Below are 22,789 nucleotides of genomic sequence, written 5' to 3' on the forward strand. Positions count from 1 at the left end.
AGACTCCTATTTTTTACCTAACACGCGTTGAATTTCATCGAGATCGGTGATGTTATCTTTTACTTTTTCTAATGCGCTTTGATAAAGTGAATCGAAATCAGTTTGGTAACAGTTATTTTCACATTGTAAAAATTGATACACCCCAATACGCCCTTGATACCCTTGATGGCAATCGCAAGAATCATTAAAATGTTGACCGCACTTTAAACAACGTTTACGCACCAATCTCTGTGCGATAACTAATAAGAGGCTATTTTCAATTTCGTGAGATTGAATGCCTAATTGTTGCAAGCGTGAAATGGCTGAGAGGGCATCGTTGGTATGTAAGGTCGAAAGCACTAAATGGCCGGTTTGAGCTGCTCTTAATGCCATTAATGCACTTTCTTCATCTCGAATTTCACCAAGCATAATAATGTCAGGGTCTTGTCGTAAAAATGTACGAAGTAATCGGCTAAAATCTAAACCAATTTGCGGATTCACTTGAGTTTGAATAATGCCTTCTAATTCAATTTCAACGGGATCCTCTGCCGTCATAATATGTTTATCTGGCGTATTGAGCCATTGAAGTGCGGTATAAAGCGAGATACTTTTTCCGCTTCCCGTTGGTCCAGTCACGAGGATTAAACCTTGTGGTTGGCTGAGTGCATGTTGAAATTGACGTTGTTGGTTTTTTGTCATGCCAAGTTCAGCAAAACTTAACTGAACAGGTTTATTTTGTTGTAATCGTAATACCGCTTTTTCTCCCCAATGAGTGGGCAAGGTAGAAAGGCGGAAATCTAAAATATCGGAGAACGTGGTTTTGAATTGAAAGCGGCCATCTTGTGGCAATCGAGTTTCACTGATATCCAATTTGGCTAAGAGTTTTAAACGAGAAATCACACGATTGGCGAGTGCTTTACTGATAATCGGCTGTGGTTGTAGTACGCCATCAATACGTAAACGAATTAAGAGCCCACTTGGCTGCGTTTCTAAATGAATATCGGAGGCATTTTTTTGCAGGGCTGTTTCAAAAATACCATTTAATAATTGAATAACAGGTTCATCGTCATTAGATATATTGGCAGTATTTTCGTCTTCTGAATGATGATAAAACGTCGTTTGCTCTTCTATTATTTGATTTGCTTTAGGTGCAAGGGATTGTAAAAGTTGTTTGAGTTGATGTGTTTCAAATAAAATCGGTTCAACTAATTTTCCACTTAAAAAAGCAAAGCTTTCACAAGCCGCAAGGTTATTGAGTGAATCCACTGCAAGCCATAAATGGTGCTCGTCTTCTTTAAGTGGTAGCGCAAAGTAACGCAGCAGTAAAGCTTGCTGCTGTTGGTTTTGTTGCCAATATTGTGGCGAGATTTGGTAAATCTCGCCATTTTTTGCGATTGCTTGATAGGCCATGTTTCGCTATTTAGTAGGAGAGCAGAAACCCGCAGGGAATAAATCCGCATTGCTTGGACAAGCGGTTGCCCAAGTGACACCTGATGAGGTTGAGCCTGTCGCTGTTAAAGAATAACTGATTCCATCCAATGTGTCATTTCCTGTTACCGTAATCACGCCCGATTTCGTGGTAATGGATTTAACATAGCCTTTTGCGGTAGTGATGTCTGCCGCAATACCATTTGAACCACCAGAACAGTTTGTTGTGGAATTGGTGCTATAGACGCATAACTCTACATCAGATTTATAAGGTGCTGAAGCTTGCAACAATTCAGAGATGGCTGCTTTTTTGGTATAATTTTGATAAGACGGAATAGCGATCGTCGCGAGAATAGCAATAATCGCAATCACGATCATCAATTCAATTAACGTAAAACCTTTATGTAAAGGTTTAGAAAAAGTCAGTTTCATTAAATTAATTTCCTTTTGGTTGAATAAAAAAATGCCAGAATTGGCGACAACATTGTGTAAAAGAGAAAAATGAAAGTAAAACCGACCGCACTTCTTTTGCGATCGAGAGCGCAAAAATAAAATTTAATCGCAGAAAAACAGATGAATAAGATAAAAAATGGCTGGTTAAGCCAGACAAGAAAAGTGATTTCACCACATTTTGATGAACGTCCTGATGTAGAAGATATTTCATTACTCGTCATTCATTACATCAGTTTGCCGCCAGAAGAGTTTGGTGGGGGGTATGTAGATGATTTCTTCCAAGGAAAACTCGATCCAACCATCCATCCCTATTTTAAAGAAATTTATCAATTTCGTGTGTCAGCCCATTGCTTAATTGAACGCAATGGTAAGGTAACACAATATGTCAGTTTTGATGACAGGGCATGGCATGCAGGACTCTCTTGCTTTGAAGGACGCAATAAATGTAATGATTTTGCGATTGGGATTGAGCTAGAGGGCAGTAATGAACAAACTTTTACAGCGGAACAATACCAGATGCTTGCTGCATTAACACGAGATATCATGCAAGCTTATCCGAAAATAACGCTCGATCGTATCGTTGGGCATTGCGATATTTCGCCTGGTCGTAAGATCGATCCAGGTCAATATTTTGAATGGGAACGCTATTTAGCATTAGTTAAAAAAGATTTGGATAAAAAATAATCACTAAATTTTTTGCTCGAATGTGAATAAGATGATTTCTGTGAATAAGCTTTATCTTAATGAAATTAAAGAGAAAATTTTCTCTCCAAAATTGACGCTAAAATGCAGAGAAGAGTTATGCAACACTCTCTATTTGCTCAATCACAATTTTATCCACAGAAATATTGAATAACTCACAGCTGCTATTTATTTATCAAGCAAGCGATGTTTAAACTAAAAAATGGCTTAATTTTTGACCGTACTTTGATGAAAAAAAGTGCGGTCATTTTTTTCGAGACATTTTTGATTAAATGTTATGCAGAAGTGAAAAAAGTGAAGAGTGAAAAGCAGTTTTTAAACTTCATATACAGTTAAATTTGGACTATCCAAGTGTTGTTAACAGAGTTATCCACAATAGGCTAAATATGCCCATTCGGTTGATAAAAAAGCCAATTTATGAAACAATCTGCAAATTATTTTTGTACAAAATTTAAGGTGAACGATAGTGATCGATTTTGATGGCTACCGTCCAAATGTAGGCATTGTCATTTGTAATCGCAAAGGGCAGGTGCTTTGGGCTAAACGATACGGGCAAAATTCGTGGCAATTCCCACAGGGTGGAATTAACGATAACGAAAGTGCCGAACAAGCCATGTATCGTGAATTATATGAAGAGGTTGGCTTACAACCCAAAGATGTGAAGGTGCTTTATGCCTCTAAACATTGGTTGCGTTATAAGCTGCCGAAAAGATTGTTGCGTTATGACAGCAAACCCATGTGTATAGGGCAAAAACAACGTTGGTTTCTGTTGCAATTAGTGGGTGATGAAAAAAATATTAATATGAACACAACAAAATCACCCGAATTTGATGGTTGGCGTTGGGTAAGTTTTTGGTATCCCGTACGTCAGGTTGTGTCCTTTAAGAAAGATGTTTACCGCAAAGCGATGAAAGAGTTTGCCCAAGCGATATTTGGTAACGACAAGACATTGCTTGAAAATACGCAGGAGCATGAGATAAGTAAACCGTATCACGCGCCTCGTAAGAACGGTTTTTCTAAATATCAAAAACGTCCATCTTATAAATCAAGGGGGCAATAATGTTCACTTTTATCTTACTTTGTTTGCTTGTCGGGGCTATCGTTGGTTTTCTTGCTGGATTATTTGGTATTGGTGGCGGATTAGTTGTTGTACCAACCTTGGTTTATTTATTGCCGATGATGGGCATTCCAGATCAAATGTTGATGTCCACAGCCTTAGGGACTTCATTTGCGACTATTGTGATTACCGGATTTTCTTCCGCTCAGCGCCACCATAAATTGGGTAATATAGAGTGGAGTGCCGTTAAAGTATTAGCACCAGTGATTATGATTACGGTATTTATCTCAGGTTTATTTATTGGCAAACTCGATCGTGATGTATCCGCTAAAATCTTTGCTTGTTTAGTTGTTTATTTAGCAGCCAAAATGGTCATTTCTATTAAGAAAAACACAGTAAATGCTAAGCCTTTAACAACACAATCCTCCGTTATTGGCGGTATTTTGATTGGTATGGCATCAAGCGCAGCAGGCATTGGCGGCGGTGGTTTTATCGTACCATTTTTAAACTCTCGCAGTGTCGATATGAAAAAATCTATCGGTTCTTCTGCGTTTTGTGGCGCACTTCTTGGTTTATCTGGCACGTTAAGCTTTATAGTGAGTGGGTGGGGGAATCCTTCCATGCCGGATTATTCCCTAGGTTATATTTATTTGCCCGCAGTGCTCGGTATTACCGCCACCTCATTTTTCACTTCTAAATTAGGGGCAACGGCGACCTCAAAACTCCCTGTATCAACCTTGAAAAAAGGCTTCGCCTTGCTATTAATTGCCATCGCAGTTGATATGTTTATGAAATAAGGAATGTTATGAATTCAGAATTTTTGATGCTTCCACATTTTGATCCGACTATTTTCACTTTAGGTGATAGCAATATAGGGTTGCGTTGGTATGGTTTAATGTATTTATTAGGCTTTATCTTTGCTCGTTGGCTAGCGGTTCGTCGTGCAAATCAACCGAATAGTGGTTGGACCGTCGATCAAGTTGATACGTTACTTTTTAATGGCTTTATGGGTGTATTCTTAGGTGGCCGCATTGGTGATGTATTCTTCTATAATTTCGATCATTTTGTGCAAGATCCACTGTATTTATTCCGTGTTTGGGAAGGGGGAATGTCATTCCATGGTGGATTAATTGGGGTGATTATCTCAATGATTTGGACCTCTTATTCTCAAAAAAGAAGTTTTTGGCAAACGGCAGATTTCGTTGCACCCTTGATTCCATTTGGTTTAGGGATGGGACGCATTGGTAACTTTATTAATTTAGAACTTTGGGGACGAGAAACCAATGTACCTTGGGCCATGATTTTCCCAAATGATCCATTGTTATTACCACGCCATCCTTCACAGCTTTATGAAGCATTCTTAGAAGGTTTCGTGCTGTTTACTATTCTGAATGTCTTTATTAAAAAGCCTCGCCCAGTAGGTTCAGTAGCAGGATTATTCCTGGTTGGTTACGGAATTTTCCGTTTTATCGTTGAATATGTCCGTGAGCCTGAAGTGGAATCTTTCTTAGGCATCATGACACGTGGCCAAGCTCTTTGCTTACCGATGATTATCGGTGGTGGGTTAATTATGGCATGGGCATACAATCGTGCGAAAAGTGCGGTTAAAAAGTAAGGAGTTTTTGATGAAACAATATTTAGCTCTTTGCCGACGCATTGTAAATGAAGGTGAGTGGGTTGCTAACGAGCGTACTGGCAAGCGTTGCCTTACGGTGATTAATGCAGATTTAGAATATGATGTTGCCAATAATCAATTTCCCTTAATTACAACACGTAAAAGCTATTGGAAAGCGGCAATTGCGGAGTTTTTAGGTTATATCCGTGGTTATGATAATGCGGCAGATTTCCGCAAGCTTGGCACCAAAACATGGGATGCCAATGCCAATGAAAATGCCGCTTGGCTTGCCAATCCACATCGTAAAGGCACCGATGATATGGGGCGCGTTTATGGTGTGCAAGGTAGAGCATGGCGTAAACCGAATGGCGAAACCATCGATCAACTTCGTAAAATTGTGAACAATTTAAGCCGAGGCATTGATGACCGCGGTGAAATCCTGACGTTCTTCAATCCAGGCGAATTTGACCTAGGCTGTTTGCGTCCTTGCATGCACACACATACTTTCTCTTTAGTCGGCGATACATTGCACTTAACGAGCTACCAACGCTCTTGTGATGTACCACTTGGCTTAAACTTCAATCAAATTCAGGTCTTTACTTTCCTTGCTTTGATAGCGCAAATTACCGGCAATAAACCGGGTAAGGCATATCATAAAATTGTAAATGCGCATATTTATGAAGACCAACTTGAGTTAATGCGTGATGTGCAATTAAAACGTGAACCATTCCCTTCACCACAATTAGAAATTAATCCTGATATTAAAACCCTTGAAGATCTTGAAACTTGGGTAACGATGGATGATTTCAAGGTGGTGGGGTATCAATCTCACGAACCGATCAAGTATCCTTTCTCAGTTTAGGCATTCAAAGTGCGGTCAGATTTAGACGAGAAATTTATGCAACACGCCCTGATGCTTGCCGATCGTGCAGAAGCACTCGGCGAGATTCCTGTCGGGGCTGTGTTGGTAGATGATGAAGGAAATATTCTCGGTGAAGGCTGGAATTTATCTATCATTGAAAATGATCCGACAGCTCACGCTGAAATTGTCGCATTGCGTAATGCCGCACAACATATTCAAAATTATCGTCTGCTCAATACCACACTCTATGTCACCCTTGAGCCTTGTACCATGTGTGCGGGCGCGATTTTACATAGCCGTATTAAACGATTAGTCTTCGGTGCATCAGATTATAAAACAGGGGCTGTAGGTTCTCGTTTCCACTTTTTTGATGATTATAAAATGAACCACACACTACAAATTTCATCTGGCGTGTTGGCAGAAAAGTGCGGTCAGAAATTGAGTGATTTTTTCAAAAAGAGACGAGAGCAGAAAAAAGAAGAAAAGCGGGAAAAGACTCTCCCGCTTGATGTTGAATCACAATCTTAAACCTGCCAATCAATTTCAGTTAAACCATGTTGTTTTAAGTATTCGTTGGTTTTAGAAAAGTGATGACATCCGAGAAAACCACGATGTGCAGAAAGTGGAGAGGGGTGCGGGGCAGTTAAAACATAATGACGATTGCGATCAATAAATTGCCCTTTTTTCTGCGCATGGCTTCCCCAAAGTAAAAATACTATTTTTTCACGATGCTCATTGAGTGCTGCAATTACTTGGTCGGTGAAGATTTCCCAACCAAATTTAGCGTGTGAATGTGCCATACCGCGCTCTACAGTTAGCACAGTGTTAAGCAACAGCACACCTTGCTCCGCCCATTTCACCAAGTAACCATGATTTGGCATTTGAAAACCAGGAATATCGTTAGCTAATTCTTTATACATATTCAGTAAAGAAGGGGGAATAGCGACTTCGGGTTTTACCGAAAAAGCTAAACCGTGTGCTTGATTTGGGCCATGGTAGGGATCCTGTCCTAAAATGACGACTTTCACCTCATCAAATGCCGTATATTTAAAGGCATTAAATACTTCATCTTGCGGTGGGTAAATGGTTTTTCCGGCAAGTCGCTTTTGATGCACTTGTTGTAGAATGTGTTTAAAGTAAGGTTTTTCTTTCTCTTGACCGATAACATCTGTCCAAGTTTTCATGTTATATTTCCTTATTAGATAAGTTTCCGAATATTATAGGTGAAATGACTTATAAAGACTTTATTTGATTAAGTATGTTAATATTTTGTTAAATAAAAATATATATTGTATTTTTTATATCTAAAACTTTAATTTAGATCAATTTTATAAGATAGTTTGAAAAAAAGAATCTGTTCTAAGTCAAAATAAATTGAAATTTTAAAATAATTTGATAAAATTTGCACAGTTCAATTAATATACAAACGCCAAGCTAGGAGGCATTTTATGATCAAAGGTATTCAAATTACTCAAGCAGCAAATGACAATCTTTTAAACTCATTCTGGTTATTAGATAGCGAGAAAAATGAAGCGCGTTGCTTATGTGCCAAAGGCGAATTTGCTGAAGACCAAGTTGTAGCAGTTAGCGAATTAGGCCAAATCGAATATCGTGAATTACCAGTAAACGTAGCACCAACTGTTAAAGTTGAAGGTGGTCAACACTTAAACGTAAATGTATTACGTCGTGAAACGTTAGAAGATGCAGTAAACAACCCTGATAAATACCCACAATTAACTATCCGTGTTTCTGGTTACGCAGTACGTTTTAACTCTTTAACACCAGAACAACAACGCGACGTTATTACTCGTACTTTCACTGAAAGCCTATAATTTCAGTTTGAATGAAAAAAGAAACCCCGAAGTCATTCGGGGTTTTGTTTATCTAAAAGGTTTGAAAATTTGACCGCACTTTTCCCTTTGATCCCTAGCGATTTCCGTGCTTTTCAGGTACAATCCGCCAGTTAAATTTAATGATTTTTGAGAAAACTAATCTATTTATGAAGAATATTCGTAACTTTTCTATTATTGCCCATATTGACCACGGTAAATCGACCCTTTCTGACCGATTAATTCAGACCTGTGGGGGCCTTTCGGATCGTGAAATGGAAGCGCAAGTGTTGGATTCCATGGATCTTGAGCGTGAGCGTGGCATTACCATTAAAGCGCAAAGTGTAACCTTAAATTATCAAGCTAAAGACGGTGAAACATATCAATTAAACTTTATCGATACACCAGGACACGTGGACTTCTCTTATGAAGTATCGCGTTCTCTTGCGGCTTGTGAAGGGGCATTGTTAGTTGTGGATGCGGGACAAGGTGTAGAAGCCCAAACCTTGGCAAACTGCTATACCGCCATTGAAATGGATTTAGAAGTCGTGCCGATTTTAAATAAAATCGACTTACCTGCTGCTGATCCTGAACGTGTTGCCGAAGAAATTGAAGACATTGTCGGTATTGATGCGATGGAAGCGGTACGTTGTTCGGCGAAAACCGGTGTGGGTATCGAAGATGTATTAGAAGAAATTGTTGCGAAAATCCCCGCACCAGAAGGTGATTCTGATGCACCATTACAAGCATTGATTATTGACTCTTGGTTCGATAACTATTTAGGCGTGGTGTCATTGGTTCGTATTAAAAATGGCGTATTGCGTAAAGGCGATAAAATCAAAGTAATGTCTACCGGACAGGCTTACAACGTTGATCGTTTAGGGATTTTTACGCCAAAACAAGTGGATACGACCGTATTAAATACCGGCGAAGTAGGCTGGGTTGTTTGTGCAATTAAAGATATTTTAGGTGCACCAGTAGGGGATACCTTAACCCATCAACATAATCCGGCAAGCCATGTATTGCCAGGCTTTAAGAAAGTAAAACCGCAGGTTTATGCTGGTTTATTCCCAGTTAGCTCTGACGATTATGAAGCTTTCCGTGATGCGTTAGGTAAATTAAGCCTAAACGATGCATCACTTTTCTATGAACCAGAAAACTCGACGGCTTTAGGTTTTGGTTTCCGTTGTGGTTTCTTGGGGCTTTTACACATGGAGATCATTCAAGAGCGTTTAGAGCGTGAATACGATCTTGATTTGATTACCACGGCACCAACTGTAATTTATGAAGTCGAAATGACCAATGGTGAAGTGGTTTATGTGGATAGTCCAGCGAAATTACCGCCATTGAATAATATTTCAGAAATTCGCGAGCCTATCGCAGAATGTAATATGTTAGTACCACAGGAATTCTTAGGTAACGTGATTACTCTTTGTGTGGAAAAACGTGGTGTACAAACCAATATGGTGTATCACGGCAACCAAATTGCGTTAACTTATGAAATCCCAATGGGCGAAGTCGTATTAGATTTCTTCGATCGCTTGAAATCAACTTCTCGCGGTTATGCCTCCTTGGATTATGGTTTTAAACGTTTCCAAGCGGCGGACATGGTGCGCGTGGATATCATGATTAATGGTGATCGTGTTGATGCGTTAGCGTTAATTGTTCATAAAGATAACGCCCCTTATCGTGGTCGTGAGTTAGTTGAAAAAATGCGTGAGCTGATTCCACGTCAACAATTTGATATCGCGATCCAAGCTGCGATTGGTAACCACATTATTGCGCGTTCAACCGTAAAACAATTGCGTAAAAACGTATTAGCAAAATGTTATGGTGGTGATGTGAGCCGTAAGAAAAAACTCTTACAGAAACAGAAAGAAGGTAAAAAACGAATGAAATCTTTAGGTAACGTGGAAGTGCCGCAAGAAGCGTTTTTAGCGATCTTACACGTTGGTAAAGATAAATAGGAAAGTAGAACAATGTCGAATGTATTTTTTATTCTGTTGTTAGTTGTGGGATTTGCCGGTTGGAAAGCGTTAGACCATTTCCAACTGCCTAACACATTCAGTATTTTATTGCTGATTTTAACCGCACTTTCTGGCATTTTATGGTGCTATCACCGTTTTGCGGTGATGCCAAGACGTCGTCGTCAAATCGCACGCGCAGAACAACGTTCAGGCAAAGCATTAACGGATGAAGAAAAAGCGAAAATTGAGCCAATTTCAGAAGGTTCAGAATTTATTTCTTCGCTTTTCCCTGTGTTATCCGTGGTATTCCTTGTGCGTTCATTTATTTTTGAACCATTCCAAATTCCATCGGGATCAATGGAAGCGACCTTGCGCGTAGGGGATTTTCTCGTCGTGAATAAATATACTTATGGCATTAAAGATCCTATTTTCCAAAATACGATTATTGAAGGTAACAAACCAGAACGTGGTGATGTGATCGTGTTTAAAGCGCCGGAACAAGCACTACTTCGTACGAGTTTAGGTGCAACGAGAGCGTCATATGCTGAAAATCTTGCGTTAACATCTAAAAACAATATGTCAGGTGTGGATTACATCAAACGTATTGTGGGTAAAGGCGGTGACCGTATTATCCTTGATGTTGAAAAAAGTGCTTTAACACTGGTTTATGGTAAAGATGGCAAACCATGCGAAGTAGATTGCCAAACTAAAGCGTTTGAATATAAACAAGAACCCACAAATCCAGCATTCCCAACGCAAGTGGAATATTTGGAAATCGGTGACGTGACACACACGATTTTAGTGGAGCCAATGCGCCGTTATTCGGGGATTGAATTCTATCCACAAGAAGGCTTACCTACTGCAGAATGGATTGTGCCTGAAGGGCAATATTTTGTGATGGGGGATAACCGTGATCATAGTGATGACAGCCGTTTTTGGGGATTTGTACCGGAAAAAAATATCGTGGGTAAAGCCACTTATATTTGGATGAGTTTAGAAAAAGAACCAAATGAGTGGCCTACAGGCTTCCGTTTAGACCGTTTCTTTACAAAAATTAATTAATATGAATCATTTAGATCGACTAGAACGAAAAATTGGTTATCAATTTTCCGATCTAAAACACTTAAAATTGGCACTGACACACCGCAGTGCCGCCACTCAACATAATGAACGCCTAGAGTTTCTAGGTGATTCTATCCTCAATTATGTCATCGCAGATGCGCTTTATCATCAATTCCCTCGTTGTAATGAAGGTGAACTAAGCAGAATGCGAGCAACATTAGTGCGTGAGCCGACACTGGCAATGATTGCCCGAAATTTTGAACTCGGGGATTATATGTCCTTAGGTTCTGGCGAGTTGAAAAGCGGGGGATTTCGTCGAGAATCTATTTTAGCCGATTGTGTTGAAGCGGTAATTGGCGCAATGGCATTGGATTCAAGCTTTGATAAAGCGGCAGATATTGTGCGTAGTTGGTATAAAACTTTACTCGCTGAAATTAAGCCGGGTGATAACCAGAAAGATGCCAAAACACGCTTGCAAGAATATTTACAAGGTAAGCATTTCGCCTTGCCAACTTATGAAGTAATTAAAATTGAAGGTGAAGCTCATTGCCAAACCTTCACCGTGGAATGTACGGTAAAAAACGTACCAAATATTGACCGCACTTTTATTGCAAAAGGTTCTAGCCGCCGTAAAGCAGAACAAGCGGCCGCAGAACAAATTTTAAAAATATTGGAAATAAAATGACCGAATTAAATCAAGAACAAGAGACCTATTGTGGTTTTATCGCCATTGTAGGCCGCCCAAATGTGGGGAAATCTACCCTGTTAAACAAAATTTTGGGTCAAAAAATCTCGATTACGTCTCGCAAGGCGCAAACCACGCGTCACCGTATTGTGGGAATTAAAACCGAAGGCATCTACCAAGAAATTTATGTGGATACGCCGGGGCTTCATATCGAAGAAAAACGCGCGATTAACCGTTTAATGAATCGTGCAGCAAGTTCAGCGATCGGGGATGTGGATCTCATTATTTTTGTCGTAGATGGCACACATTGGAATGCCGATGATGAAATGGTGTTAAACAAATTACGTAATGCCAAAGCGCCTGTTGTACTCGCTATCAACAAAGTTGATAACGTCAAGAATAAAGATGATTTGTTGCCATTTATTACGGATTTAGGCAGTAAGTTTAACTTTGCTCACATTGTGCCAATATCCGCGCAACGTGGTAATAATGTCCATCAATTAGAGAAAATTGTTCGTCAGTCCTTACGTAAAGGCGTTCATCACTTCCCAGAGGATTATGTAACCGATCGTTCACAACGTTTTATGGCGTCAGAAATTATCCGTGAAAAATTAATGCGTTTCACCGGAGAAGAGCTGCCTTATTCGGTGACTGTTGAAATTGAACAATTTAAAGTAAATGAACGTGGTACTTATGAAATCAATGGCTTGATTTTGGTTGAGCGCGAAGGTCAAAAGAAAATGGTGATTGGTGCTCAAGGGCAAAAAATTAAAACCATTGGTATGGAAGCACGCGCTGACATGGAGCGCTTATTTGATAATAAAGTACACCTTGAACTTTGGGTTAAAGTGAAGTCGGGTTGGGCGGACGATGAACGCGCCTTAAGAAGTTTAGGTTATATGGATGAATGAATTTAAGCCAAAAAGAGCGATGATTTGACTCCAAAATTTAGATGATTTATTTAAGGACTGATGACAATATTGTATTGGGCTCAGTCCTTTTAATTTTTGGTTGAATCTCTTCTCTGTTAGTCAATTTCTGGCTAGAAAAACATGATGTTTTATCGTCCACAAAAATCATTGCGCCTGCCTTCTTCAATATAGTCATGACGGCATGCTTAGCAAGGCTTCAATCTTTGGTTGTGTCGCCTCAATTTGAGAAGGCTGATTAAATTTATCGATTCTTTTTTATTCTGATTATTGACGATAAGTTTCTAAGAATCGTGCCAATTTACCAATGGCTTCTTCTAATTGGCCAGTATAAGGAAGTGTCACCACACGGAAGTGATCCGGTGAATGCCAGTTAAACCCTTTACCATGTACTAAAAGTACTTTCTCTTTACGTAATAAATCGAGTACAAATTTTTCATCACTATGAATATTGAATTTTTGGATGTCGAGTTTCGGGAACATATACATTGCCCCCATTGGTTTTACGCAGCTAATACCCGGGATTTGAGTTAGTAATTCGTAGGCTTTATTACGTTGTTCAAGTAAACGACCTCCAGGTTGAATAAACTCATTAATGCTTTGATAGCCACCTAATGCGGTTTGAATCGCATGCTGCATTGGTACGTTTGCACATAAACGCATCGACGCCAGCATATCCAAGCCTTCAATATAGCCTTTGGCATGTTGTTTTGGCCCATTTAAAATCATCCAACCTTGACGGAAACCCGCAACACGATATGCTTTTGATAATCCATTGAATGTAATGGTTAATACGTCTGGTGCAAGAGCAGCGATATGATGATGAATTGCACCATCGTAGAGAATCTTGTCATAAATTTCATCTGCAAAAATAATCAGATTATTTTCACGTGCCACTTGGATAATTTCTTCGAGTAACTCTTTGCTATAAACTGCACCTGTCGGGTTGTTAGGGTTGATCACGACGATAGCTTTAGTTTTGGCATTGACTTTCGCGCGAATATCATCAATAGCAGGGAACCAGCCCGCTTCTTCATCACATAAATAATGTACCGCTTTTCCGCCCGCTAAAGTGACAGCCGCTGTCCATAATGGATAGTCTGGCATTGGAACTAATACTTCATCACCATCATTAAGGAGTGCTTGCATGGACATGGTAATTAATTCAGATACACCATTCCCGATGTATACATCGTTTACGGTCGCATCATGAATACCTTTAGATTGATAGTATTGCACGATAGCTTTACGCGCAGAATACAAACCTTTGGAATCGCAATAACCTTGTGCAGATGGTAGGTTGCGGATCACATCAACTAAAATTTCATCAGGTGCTTCAAAACCAAATGGGGCAGGGTTGCCGATATTAAGCTTTAAGATTTTGTTGCCTTCTTCTTCTAGGCGTAAAGCTTCTTTGTGAACCGGCCCGCGAATATCGTAGCAAACGTGTTCTAATTTGTCTGATTTTGGAAATGAGCGCATTAATAACATCCTATGATAATTAGATTTTCATTCAAAAATTATGCCTAATTTACGCTTAAATTCTTATCTTGAAAAGATTTAATAAAAAAATTTTTTGAATGTATTAAAGTGCGGTAGAATATGGGCTAATTTTTTGTGTATTTTATTATTTTTCATGAGCCCTTTAGAACAAGCTAAATCTGCGCTAATTCGCCAATTTGATGCTTTGGCGACAACGGATCTGCAAGCATCTATTGTACATCTTCAAACGAAGGTGGAATCGGATGTTGATCTTTTGGCGTGGATGAAAGGGCAGTCAGTCTATCCGCAATTTTATTTGCGTTTTCGTGATGAAGCTAAAACCGTCGCTGCCGTGGGTAAAGTGCGGTCATTTTCAGATGTGAATTTGGCACAGCAATTTATTCAAGAGCATGATTTCCCTTTAGTGGGCCGTTTACAGTTTCAAGGTGAAAGTCAGTTTATTTTGCCTCAAGTTTTAATTGAACAGCAAAATGGTGAGACCGTGGTTTCAGTTTTTGTTGAAACAAATAAGCTTGATTCGGCAAAAACGATTTTGAATTCATTTGAAAAAATGACCGCACTTTCACCGTTTAATCAATTAACTATTGAAAGTGTAGAGCCAAAAGCGAATCAAGGTACGTGGTGTGATTGGGTCAATCAAGCGCTCACTCGAATTCGACAAGGGGAATTAACCAAGCTTGTCTTAGCAAATGAAACGGTGCTTCATATTCAAGGTGAGTTAAACGGAAAAGATTTTCTTGCTGCAAGCCAAGCCCAAAATAGCGGTTGTTACCATTTTCTATGGGCAGATAACGCCCAAAACTGTTTTGTGGGCTCAACACCAGAACGCCTGTTTGCACGAGATAATCGTCTGTTATTTACAGAGGCCCTTGCGGGCACGGCGCCTGTTAGTGATAATCCGAGTGAAAATGATGAACGTGCGAATTGGCTGTTAAATGATAAAAAAAACCTCAATGAAAACTGGTTGGTCGTTGAGGATATTTCAGAAAATATCAGTCACTTAGTGGAGCAAATTACTGTTGATGATGTCGCATTAAAGCCATTACGCAAAGTGCAGCATTTGATTCGAAAAATGCAAGCAAAATTGACCGCACTTTGTACGGATGCCGATTTGCTGAAAGCGATCCATCCAACGGCCGCAGTGTCAGGCTTACCACAGCAGCAAGCGAAGAAAGCCTTGGCTGAAATTGAAACTTTTGATCGTCGTTGGTATGCCGGTACATTAGGCATGATGAGTCAACATCTTTCAGAATTTTGCGTCACCATTCGTTCGGCTTTTATTGAAGAAAACCGAGTGCGTGTATTTGCTGGCGCCGGTATTGTGGAAGGCTCACAACCTGTAGAAGAGTGGTTGGAAATTGAACGTAAAGCGGCAGGGCTCATTTCCCTGTTTGCAGAGAATAACGGAGAATAAGAAGAATGTCTGTAAGCGTATTTAATCGTTGTTGGTCAAAAGTGATCTTAGAAACCTTGGTTCGCCAAGGAGTGAGTCACTTTTGTATTGCGCCAGGTTCTCGCTCAACACCTTTAACGTTAGAAGCTGTGCGTTTACAAAATGCCTCTCGAGCAACGTGTCATAGTCATTTTGATGAGCGTGGCTTAGGCTTTTTTGCTTTGGGGATAGCGAAATCCACACAAGCGCCTGTTGCCGTGATTGTGACGTCAGGCACGGCAGCAGCCAATTTATATCCTGCGATTATTGAAGCTCGCCAAACAGGCGTGAATTTAATTATTCTTACTGCCGATCGACCACCTGAATTATGGGAATGTGGTGCGAATCAAGCCATCGTACAACAAAATATGTTTGCGGACTATCCTGTCGCAAGCGTAAATTTACCTAAACCTCAAGCCGATTATGCAGCAAAATGGTTAATTTCTACGTTAGAACAAGCGTGTTATAAACAAAAGCAACAACCAGGCGTGGTGCATATTAATGTACCTTTTGCAGAGCCACTTTATAATGCACAAGAACAAGAAATTGACAGCCATCCGTGGTTAATGCCAATTCAACGTTGGTTAAGCCAGTCTAAAAATTGGGTTGATCATCAGCCATTGCAACAAGAAGTGCTTATGCATGAAAATTGGGATACTTGGCGCACGAAACGAGGTGTTATTGTTGCAGGGCAATTAACCCCAGAACAAGCAATGGGGATTAACTCATGGGCAAATACCATGGGGTGGATTTTGCTGACGGATATTCAATCTGGTGTAGAACCGCTCATGCCTTATGCGGATATTTGGTTAGCAAATCAAACTGTGAAGCAAAAATTGCTTCAAGCAGATATTGTGATCCAATTTGGTTCTCGTTTTATCAGTAAACGTATCAACCAATTCTTAGCAGAATTCCAAGGCGAATTTTGGGTGGTGGAGCAAAGTCAAAATGCAGTTGACCCAAATCATCATACCCAAACTCGCTTTAATGCAAAAACGCATCATTGGTTGCGTGCACATCCGCCATTGCGTCAAAAACCTTGGTTACTCGAACCACTTGCGCTTTCAAAATTCTGTGCAACTTTTATCGAGCAACAAGTCGGCGGCAATCTTAATGAAGCCTCATTAGCACATCATATTGAGCGTGTTCTACCTTACAACGGTATTTTGTTTTTAGGAAATAGCCTTTTTGTGCGCTTGGTGGATGCGTTAACGAAATTGCCAGAAGGTTATCCAATTTTCACCAACCGTGGTGCAAGCGGAATTGACGGTTTATTAGCAACCGCTGCGGGTATTGGTATTGGTTCTAATCAACCTGTAGTGGCGATGATTGGCGATACGTCCACGCTTTATGATTTGAACTCTTTAGCCTTATTTAAGAACGTGACTCAACCAACCATTATTTTTGTAATCAACAATAATGGTGGCGCAATCTTTGATATGTTGCCCGTTGATGAAGAGGTGAAAGAACAATTCTATCGCTTGCCGCATAATGGTGATTTCTCACAGATTGCGAATATGTTTGGCTTGAAATACGCCTTACCTTACACTTGGGCGGATTTAAGCGCAGTGTTGAAACAGGCTTACACACGTCGCCGCGCAACCTTAATTGAAATCAAAACGAATCCTAGTGATGGTAGCGAGACTTATAAACGCTTGATTGAACAAATCAGCCACGCTGTGGTTGGTGAATAATTTATTCATTCATTTCCCCTCTTAAGAGGGGATTTCTTTATATGGCATTATGATGAATCTTGTTTTTCTCCATGGTTTATTAGGTACAAAATCGGACTGGCAAAAAGTCATCGAAAATCTACCGCACTTTCGTTGTCTCTCTCTCGATTTACCGTTTCATGGCGAGAATAAAGCTGTAGTGGTTGAAGATTTTGAGCAAACGGCTCAATTTCTTGAAAGCCAAATACAAAGTCTCATAAAAGATGAACCTTATATCCTGATCGGTTATTCACTTGGTGGACGAATCGCACAATATTATGCACTGCAAGCTAGAGTAAAAATAGGGCATTTAAAGGCGGTCATTTTAGAAGGGGCAAATTTAGGTTTACAGTCTGAGCAAGAAAAACAAAGCCGTTTAGCTAATGACAAAATGTGGGCGGAGCGGTTTTTCCATGAAACCCCTGAAGCCGTACTCGAAGATTGGTATCAACAACCCGTCTTTTCTCATTTGAATGAACAACAACGCAAAGCATTAATTGAAAAGCGAAAAGCCAATTGCGGGGCAAATATTGGTAAGATGTTATTAGCCACTAGCCTTGCCAAACAGCCTGATTTTCGAGAGAAAGTGCGGTTAAGTTTGCAGCCATTTTTTTATTTTTGTGGAGAACGAGATCAAAAGTTTCGTCAAATGGCAGAGGATAATCAACTTGATTTAACGATTACTCCTCATGCTGGGCATAATGCTCATTTAGAAAATTCGACATATTTTGCTAAAAAAATTGAAGATATCGTTTTAAAAATCGCTAATCCTTAAGTCCTAAACAACAAAAAGCTGATGCGTGAACATCGGCTTTTTGTCTTTTAAATGTAAAGAGGGGCTTAACTTTCAGCAATCCCCATTGCACAAACAGCAGCCGAACTCCATGCCCATTGGAAGTTGTAGCCACCTAACCAGCCGACAACATCTAGCACCTCACCGATAAAATAGAGACCTTTAATCTTTGTCGCCTCCATGGTTTTAGATGAGATCTCATGAGTATCGACACCACCCATCGTGACTTCAGCCGTTCGGTAGCCCTCAGTGCCATTAGGAACAAATTGCCAGTTGTGGATTAAATTCTCTAAATTTTCTAACCGCACTTTACTTAAGTTCGCAATCACTTCATCTTGAATCAAGCCTTGTTCTAACCAAAGCTCGACTAATTTTTTCGGTAATAAGCGACTTAATACGGTTTTTAATTGCAATTTTGGCGAAGATTGACGCATCTCATCTAGGTGATGTCGAATATTGTTATAAGGCAATAAATCTAAATGAATGCTTTCACCAGGTTGCCAATAATTGGAGATTTGTAAAATAGCAGGGCCTGATAAGCCACGATGGGTGAACAGCATTTGATGAGTAAAGGTTTTGTGCTGATTCGTTGCAGCTACATCTAATGAAACACCAGAGAGCGCCGAGTAGAATTTGTCACTTTCTCGCCACGTGAATGGCACAAGACTTGCTCGCGGAGGAATCACATTTAACCCAAATTGTTCTGCAATTTGATAGCCAAAAGGCGAAGCGCCTAAGCCAGGCATAGAGAGCCCGCCCGTGGCAATAATCAAATTTTGGCATTGCCATTCAACTGCATTTACCTTTAATTTGAACCGTACGCTAGGGTTGTTTTCAACGGCTTCAACATCATTCACTTCGCTTCGTAGTTGAATGTTGACACTGTATTTGTCACATTCAGTTCCGAGCATCTTCACAATATCTTCTGCGCCGTTATCACAAAATAACTGACCTAATTCTTTTTCGTGGTAAGGAATGCCGTATTCAGCGACTAAAGCAATGAAATCCCATTGTGTATAACGTTTTAAGGCAGATTTGACGAAATGTTTATTTTGGCTGATATAACGGCCAGATGTGATTTCCATATTGGTGAAATTACAGAATCCACCGCCAGACATTAAAATTTTTCGACCAATTTTCTTACCGTTATCAAAAATGGTGGCTTGTTTGCCCAGCTTGCCTAACTGTGCGGCACAAAATAAGCCGGCAGCACCGGCGCCAATAATGATATTTTCTGAATAATGAGACATAGCTTATTGTGAGGTTTGTCCTTTTTCAAAATAGTCTATCATTTTGATTCGTTGGATGACAGTACGGCGATCCACGGCAGCATTACCCGAATCTAATAATTGCTGCCAATAGGCTTTGGATTGTTCCGGTTGATGATTTTTAAAGGCCTCAGTCGCTAGTAACGTGAGGACTGAAATTTCATTTTTATCCTGTTTTAAGGCTTCATCCATTATTTGCTGGATTTGTGGTGTGATGTTTTGACCGGCTTGATAATAAAGTGCGGTCGCTTTTAGGCCTAAAATAGCGGGCGTTGTGCCTGAAATTTTTTCTGCATTGCCATAGGCGATGAGCGCATGATCAAATTCATCATTTTGCATGTAGGCATCACCTAGCTGAGCCCAAAGCTCAGGGTTATTTACATCTTCTCGAATTTTATTTTGAATTTTGAGCACCATATCTTCTTTTTGATGCACCATTGATGTATCTGTTTTTTTATTGGCAAGCTCAATCATTTCTTTTTCACCTTGTTGAACTCGCTCAAAACGATCAAGGGAAAAATAATAACTTAAGGGAAGAATTAATAAAATAGCAAAGACCCAAATGGCGGATTTGGTTTCAAATTTGACCGCACTTTTTTCTTCTTTAGGCGCACGATGAGGTTGATTTTCGAGTTGTTTTGGCTCGCCTTCTGATTTTTTAGTAGAAAATAAAATTAATGCAAAAGCCCCAATTAATAACAAAATAGGCAATAGCCAGAGTAGTGCCGTATTCCATTGAAAAGGTGGCTTATAGTTTACGAAATTACCGAAACGAGCTGTCATCGTGTCGATAATTTGCTGATTCGTTTTTCCTTCATCCACCATTTTATAGACTTCAATACGTAAGTCATAAGCAATTGGTGAATTGGACTCAACTAAGTTTTGATTCTGACATTGTGGGCAACGTAAGGATTTTGCCAGTTCAACAGCACGAGTACGATCGGCTTGGTTTTTAAACGCATAGGTATCCACCATTTCTGCGTGAGCAAAAAGGGCAAACGTCAGTAAAAGTGCGGTCAGAAATCGGGTTAATTTTTTCATTTTACTTTTTAGTTAATCCATCAAGTTTTGGTTTGATCTCAGTGAGCCATGTTTCTTTATCCATATAGCCAGAATGACGATAACGGATCATGCCGTGTTCATCGACAACATAGGTTTCTGGCGCACCATCTACGCCCAATTGCATCGCAAATTCACCACGGCTATCGTCAATAGTGAGTATAAATGGATTGCCCATGCGCTCTAGCATCGCAATGCCATTTTGAGGTTTGTCACGATAGTCGATTCCAACAATGGGTACTTCTTTTGAAATTTCCATCAAAAGAGGATGTTCTTGTTGGCAATAGCCACACCAACTTCCCCACACATTAAGCAGAAAAGGCTTTTTTGGAAAATCTCTTGGGCTGACAATTTGACTCGGTTCAAGCAAATTCGCTTGATAGAATTCCGGCACAGGTTTATCAATGAGTGCAGAGGCAATTTGTTTTGGATCTTTGTGTAAGCCAACAAAAAGCAGTAAGCAAATACTCAATAACAAAATCAGCGGTAAAAACAAAATAAACTTTTTATTCATCACGTTTTCTCTTCAAATTGATGGCTGAACATAATGCGCCAAGTGCCATTAAAATGCCTCCGAGCCATAACCAGCGAATAAGTGGTTTGTAATGTAAGCGGAATGTGAATTCACCTTTACCTAAGTTATCGCCCATCACAATATATAAATCGCCCCAAAAGCCTGCATCTAAGCCCACTTCACTCATAGTCATGGTGCGAACATCATAATAACGGCGCTCCGGTAAAATTTCAGCGTAAGGTTTGCCTTGTTTTGACACGCTAAAGAAAGCGACTTCGGCGGTAAAGTTTGGACCTATTTCATTGGAAAAACGATCGTAGTGGAATTCAAATTGGCCTAATTGTTGGCTTTGCTGTGGCGCAACTATAACACCTAACTCACTGCCAAAGTAACTACTCATCACGGCACCCATTGTGGCAATCGCCACGCCACAGTGTGCGAGAATCATCCCGAAATAGGCAAGTCTTACTTTTGCCCAATTTTGCCATAAGGTGACGAATAATACCCAAATAGCAAGGGTGAGTAATACATAAGCGAAGAAATGAAAGCGTAATGCGTTGTCATTTTGTAGCGCATTCCAAATCATGCCATAAGCAATCATTGCAGCAGGAATAAGTAATAACAAGCGTTTGAAAAAGCGTTTTTTATCAGATTTAAACCAGCTTAAGCAAAGTGTCGCCGCCATCGCAAAAAGCACTAAAGTGAGCAATGGCAAGAAAATGCTATTAAAGTAAGGCGCGCCCACGGAAATGCTTCCCCAACTCATGGCTTGGAATAGCATTGGATAGAAAGTGCCTAAGAATGTGCTGACGGTGGCCACGGTTAATACGATGTTTAAGCCTAAAATAGCTCCGGTTTTAGAAATGAGCGGGAATTTGACCGCACTTTCATTGGTATTTGTGCGTAGGGCAAATAAACTGAGCGAGCCGACAGTCAATAAAAAGAAAATCAGTAATAGCACATAACCACGGGAGCTATCTAAAGCAAAAGCATGAACAGAGGTTAATGCACCTGAACGGACAATAAATGTGCCTAATACACTGAATGCAAAAGCGAGCAGGGAAAAGAGTATTGTCCAGTAGCTAAACATACCTTGTTTTTCCGTCACCATCAAGCTGTGTAGCAGTGCGAGTCCCAATAACCATGGCATAAGTGAGGCGTTTTCAACAGGGTCCCAGAACCACCAGCCGCCCCAGCCTAACTCGTAATATGCCCACCAGGCACCGAGAACGATCCCTAAGGTTAAGAATAACCAAGAAACGAGAACCCAGGCTCGCATCGTACGTGCGATCGCTTGTGCAGAGCGATTAAAAATTAAGGCTGAAATTGACATGGCAAAGTTAACAGCAAAGCCCACATAACCCACATATAACAGTGGTGGATGGAAAATTAAGCCAATATCTTGCAGCATTGGATTGAGATCTCGTCCTTCCGAAGGGGCAGGAAACGCACGTCCGAATGGATTGGAGTAGAACAAAATAAAAATAGCAAACCCAAGACAAATTAAGCCAAGTAAAGAAAGGGTTTGTGCAGAAAAAGTGCGGTCATTTTTGCGAGAGAAAAAGGCAAAAGCCACTAACCAAAGACTTAATGTAAAAAGCCAAAATAAAATAGAGCCTTCATGTCCGCCCCATGTGGCGGCGACTTTAAAAAATGTTGGTAGTTGAGAATTGGAGTGCGCTGCCACGTATTCCAAAGTGAAATCATCTGTTGCAAAAGAGTAGGCAAGAATACCGATTGAAACGCTCGTAAAAATACCGAAGCAATAACTTAATCCCCAAGCCGTGTTGGTGAGAGAGGGTTTATTTCGCCAAATACCAATTTGCGGCACGATAGAAAGTAATAGCGCCGCGGTGGTGGCAAAGAGTAATGAGAGAAATCCGAGTTCGGGAATCATAGTATTCTTCAGTATTAAAGGTTGTATTTTACAAAATAAGGTT

At 40.1% G+C, this 22,789-nt stretch carries 21 protein-coding genes and 1 pseudogene; 14 read left to right on the top strand and 8 right to left on the bottom strand.

Annotated features, from left to right (window positions below; translation table 11 throughout):
- Positions 1–6 precede the first annotated feature (6 nt).
- Positions 7–1,389, bottom strand: a complete 1,383-nt coding sequence (locus ACXVWB_RS04105) for a GspE/PulE family protein (RefSeq protein ID WP_289901434.1) — start codon at positions 1,387–1,389, stop codon at positions 7–9.
- Positions 1,390–1,395: 6 nt separating this feature from the next.
- Entirely contained in the window at positions 1,396–1,839 is a 444-nt protein-coding gene (ppdD, locus tag ACXVWB_RS04110; RefSeq protein ID WP_128786983.1) for a prepilin peptidase-dependent pilin, read from the bottom strand.
- Positions 1,840–1,980: 141 nt separating this feature from the next.
- Between ppdD and ampD the strand changes: the two genes are divergently transcribed.
- From ampD to tadA, 6 genes and pseudogenes are all read left to right on the top strand, one after another.
- Positions 1,981–2,544, top strand: a complete 564-nt coding sequence (ampD, locus tag ACXVWB_RS04115) for a 1,6-anhydro-N-acetylmuramyl-L-alanine amidase AmpD (protein ID WP_289901433.1) — start codon at positions 1,981–1,983, stop codon at positions 2,542–2,544.
- A 484-nt stretch (positions 2,545–3,028) separates the two neighbouring features.
- Positions 3,029–3,491, top strand: a pseudogene (gene rppH / locus ACXVWB_RS04120) (RNA pyrophosphohydrolase); the annotation flags it as partial.
- 130 nt (positions 3,492–3,621) lie between these two features.
- On the top strand, positions 3,622–4,416 hold the full coding sequence (locus tag ACXVWB_RS04125) for a sulfite exporter TauE/SafE family protein (RefSeq protein ID WP_289901431.1): 795 nt from the start codon (positions 3,622–3,624) through the stop codon (positions 4,414–4,416).
- An 8-nt stretch (positions 4,417–4,424) separates the two neighbouring features.
- Positions 4,425–5,234: a prolipoprotein diacylglyceryl transferase gene (lgt, locus tag ACXVWB_RS04130; RefSeq protein WP_049357737.1), complete on the top strand. Its 810-nt coding sequence runs from the start codon at positions 4,425–4,427 to the stop codon at positions 5,232–5,234.
- A gap of 10 nt (positions 5,235–5,244) precedes the next feature.
- Complete coding sequence (locus ACXVWB_RS04135) at positions 5,245–6,096, top strand: thymidylate synthase (RefSeq protein ID WP_126469431.1); 852 nt, start codon at positions 5,245–5,247, stop codon at positions 6,094–6,096.
- Between the two features lie 9 nt (positions 6,097–6,105).
- Entirely contained in the window at positions 6,106–6,624 is a 519-nt protein-coding gene (tadA, locus tag ACXVWB_RS04140) for a tRNA adenosine(34) deaminase TadA (protein ID WP_126469429.1), read from the top strand.
- Here the strand turns inward: tadA and ung are convergent.
- Positions 6,621–7,280 (bottom strand): uracil-DNA glycosylase, encoded by a 660-nt coding sequence (gene ung, locus ACXVWB_RS04145; protein WP_126469427.1) that lies wholly within the window; start codon positions 7,278–7,280, stop codon positions 6,621–6,623. The two genes, tadA and ung, sit on opposite strands and share 4 nt — an antisense overlap.
- A 264-nt stretch (positions 7,281–7,544) precedes the next feature.
- On the opposite strand from ung, the gene grcA reads away from it, so the two are divergent.
- The 5 genes from grcA to era all read left to right on the top strand — a co-directional run bounded on the left by grcA (position 7,545) and on the right by era (position 12,550).
- Positions 7,545–7,928, top strand: a complete 384-nt coding sequence (grcA, locus tag ACXVWB_RS04150; RefSeq protein WP_005628746.1) for an autonomous glycyl radical cofactor GrcA — start codon at positions 7,545–7,547, stop codon at positions 7,926–7,928.
- A gap of 167 nt (positions 7,929–8,095) precedes the next feature.
- The gene (lepA, locus tag ACXVWB_RS04155) at positions 8,096–9,892 is read left to right on the top strand and encodes a translation elongation factor 4 (RefSeq protein WP_289901430.1); all 1,797 of its coding nucleotides are present in this window, start codon (positions 8,096–8,098) and stop codon (positions 9,890–9,892) included.
- Between the two features lie 12 nt (positions 9,893–9,904).
- Entirely contained in the window at positions 9,905–10,954 is a 1,050-nt protein-coding gene (gene lepB / locus ACXVWB_RS04160) for a signal peptidase I (protein ID WP_128786989.1), read from the top strand.
- A 1-nt stretch (position 10,955) separates the two neighbouring features.
- Positions 10,956–11,639: a ribonuclease III gene (gene rnc / locus ACXVWB_RS04165; protein ID WP_128786990.1), complete on the top strand. Its 684-nt coding sequence runs from the start codon at positions 10,956–10,958 to the stop codon at positions 11,637–11,639.
- Entirely contained in the window at positions 11,636–12,550 is a 915-nt protein-coding gene (era, locus tag ACXVWB_RS04170) for a GTPase Era (RefSeq protein WP_128786991.1), read from the top strand. Before rnc ends, era begins: the two co-directional genes overlap by 4 nt.
- Positions 12,551–12,835: 285 nt before the next feature.
- Here era and ACXVWB_RS04175 read toward each other — a convergent pair whose 3' ends face one another.
- Positions 12,836–14,050, bottom strand: coding sequence for a pyridoxal phosphate-dependent aminotransferase (locus tag ACXVWB_RS04175; RefSeq protein WP_128786992.1), 1,215 nt, complete (start codon positions 14,048–14,050; stop codon positions 12,836–12,838).
- Positions 14,051–14,204: 154 nt separating this feature from the next.
- On the opposite strand from ACXVWB_RS04175, the gene ACXVWB_RS04180 reads away from it, so the two are divergent.
- From ACXVWB_RS04180 to menH, 3 genes are read left to right on the top strand one after another with little or no spacing between them, the layout of a single operon-like run.
- Positions 14,205–15,485 carry an isochorismate synthase gene (locus ACXVWB_RS04180; protein ID WP_289901429.1) on the top strand — a complete coding sequence of 427 codons (1,281 nt, stop codon included), beginning with the start codon at positions 14,205–14,207 and terminating at the stop codon, positions 15,483–15,485.
- A gap of 5 nt (positions 15,486–15,490) precedes the next feature.
- Positions 15,491–17,197, top strand: a complete 1,707-nt coding sequence (gene menD / locus ACXVWB_RS04185) for a 2-succinyl-5-enolpyruvyl-6-hydroxy-3-cyclohexene-1-carboxylic-acid synthase (RefSeq protein WP_128786994.1) — start codon at positions 15,491–15,493, stop codon at positions 17,195–17,197.
- A gap of 49 nt (positions 17,198–17,246) precedes the next feature.
- A complete protein-coding gene (menH, locus tag ACXVWB_RS04190; RefSeq protein ID WP_149785853.1) occupies positions 17,247–17,990 on the top strand; it encodes a 2-succinyl-6-hydroxy-2,4-cyclohexadiene-1-carboxylate synthase in 744 nt (247 codons plus the stop codon).
- A gap of 65 nt (positions 17,991–18,055) precedes the next feature.
- Here the strand turns inward: menH and ACXVWB_RS04195 are convergent, their stop codons facing one another.
- Genes ACXVWB_RS04195 through nrfE form a run of 4 tightly spaced genes read right to left on the bottom strand, consistent with a single transcriptional unit; the run spans position 18,056 to position 22,746 of the window.
- Positions 18,056–19,258: a BaiN/RdsA family NAD(P)/FAD-dependent oxidoreductase gene (locus ACXVWB_RS04195; protein ID WP_049357757.1), complete on the bottom strand. Its 1,203-nt coding sequence runs from the start codon at positions 19,256–19,258 to the stop codon at positions 18,056–18,058.
- 3 nt (positions 19,259–19,261) lie between these two features.
- On the bottom strand, positions 19,262–20,317 hold the full coding sequence (nrfF, locus tag ACXVWB_RS04200; protein WP_289901428.1) for a heme lyase NrfEFG subunit NrfF: 1,056 nt from the start codon (positions 20,315–20,317) through the stop codon (positions 19,262–19,264).
- Position 20,318: 1 nt separating this feature from the next.
- Positions 20,319–20,849 carry a DsbE family thiol:disulfide interchange protein gene (locus ACXVWB_RS04205; protein WP_289901427.1) on the bottom strand — a complete coding sequence of 177 codons (531 nt, stop codon included), beginning with the start codon at positions 20,847–20,849 and terminating at the stop codon, positions 20,319–20,321.
- On the bottom strand, positions 20,842–22,746 hold the full coding sequence (nrfE, locus tag ACXVWB_RS04210; protein ID WP_289901426.1) for a heme lyase NrfEFG subunit NrfE: 1,905 nt from the start codon (positions 22,744–22,746) through the stop codon (positions 20,842–20,844). Before nrfE ends, ACXVWB_RS04205 begins: the two co-directional genes overlap by 8 nt.
- Positions 22,747–22,789 lie beyond the last annotated feature (43 nt).

This window comes from Haemophilus sp. SZY H53, assembly GCF_054332375.1.

Coding starts and splice junctions, on each gene's coding strand:
- ACXVWB_RS04105 (WP_289901434.1), bottom strand. CDS start 1,389: ATGGCCTATCAAGCAATCGCAAAAAATGGCGAGATTTACCAAATCTCG.
- ppdD (WP_128786983.1), bottom strand. CDS start 1,839: ATGAAACTGACTTTTTCTAAACCTTTACATAAAGGTTTTACGTTAATT.
- ampD (WP_289901433.1), top strand. CDS start 1,981: ATGAATAAGATAAAAAATGGCTGGTTAAGCCAGACAAGAAAAGTGATT.
- ACXVWB_RS04125 (WP_289901431.1), top strand. CDS start 3,622: ATGTTCACTTTTATCTTACTTTGTTTGCTTGTCGGGGCTATCGTTGGT.
- lgt (WP_049357737.1), top strand. CDS start 4,425: ATGAATTCAGAATTTTTGATGCTTCCACATTTTGATCCGACTATTTTC.
- ACXVWB_RS04135 (WP_126469431.1), top strand. CDS start 5,245: ATGAAACAATATTTAGCTCTTTGCCGACGCATTGTAAATGAAGGTGAG.
- ung (WP_126469427.1), bottom strand. CDS start 7,280: ATGAAAACTTGGACAGATGTTATCGGTCAAGAGAAAGAAAAACCTTAC.
- grcA (WP_005628746.1), top strand. CDS start 7,545: ATGATCAAAGGTATTCAAATTACTCAAGCAGCAAATGACAATCTTTTA.
- lepA (WP_289901430.1), top strand. CDS start 8,096: ATGAAGAATATTCGTAACTTTTCTATTATTGCCCATATTGACCACGGT.
- lepB (WP_128786989.1), top strand. CDS start 9,905: ATGTCGAATGTATTTTTTATTCTGTTGTTAGTTGTGGGATTTGCCGGT.
- rnc (WP_128786990.1), top strand. CDS start 10,956: ATGAATCATTTAGATCGACTAGAACGAAAAATTGGTTATCAATTTTCC.
- era (WP_128786991.1), top strand. CDS start 11,636: ATGACCGAATTAAATCAAGAACAAGAGACCTATTGTGGTTTTATCGCC.
- ACXVWB_RS04175 (WP_128786992.1), bottom strand. CDS start 14,050: ATGCGCTCATTTCCAAAATCAGACAAATTAGAACACGTTTGCTACGAT.
- ACXVWB_RS04180 (WP_289901429.1), top strand. CDS start 14,205: ATGAGCCCTTTAGAACAAGCTAAATCTGCGCTAATTCGCCAATTTGAT.
- menD (WP_128786994.1), top strand. CDS start 15,491: ATGTCTGTAAGCGTATTTAATCGTTGTTGGTCAAAAGTGATCTTAGAA.
- menH (WP_149785853.1), top strand. CDS start 17,247: ATGATGAATCTTGTTTTTCTCCATGGTTTATTAGGTACAAAATCGGAC.
- ACXVWB_RS04195 (WP_049357757.1), bottom strand. CDS start 19,258: ATGTCTCATTATTCAGAAAATATCATTATTGGCGCCGGTGCTGCCGGC.
- nrfF (WP_289901428.1), bottom strand. CDS start 20,317: ATGAAAAAATTAACCCGATTTCTGACCGCACTTTTACTGACGTTTGCC.
- ACXVWB_RS04205 (WP_289901427.1), bottom strand. CDS start 20,849: ATGAATAAAAAGTTTATTTTGTTTTTACCGCTGATTTTGTTATTGAGT.
- nrfE (WP_289901426.1), bottom strand. CDS start 22,746: ATGATTCCCGAACTCGGATTTCTCTCATTACTCTTTGCCACCACCGCG.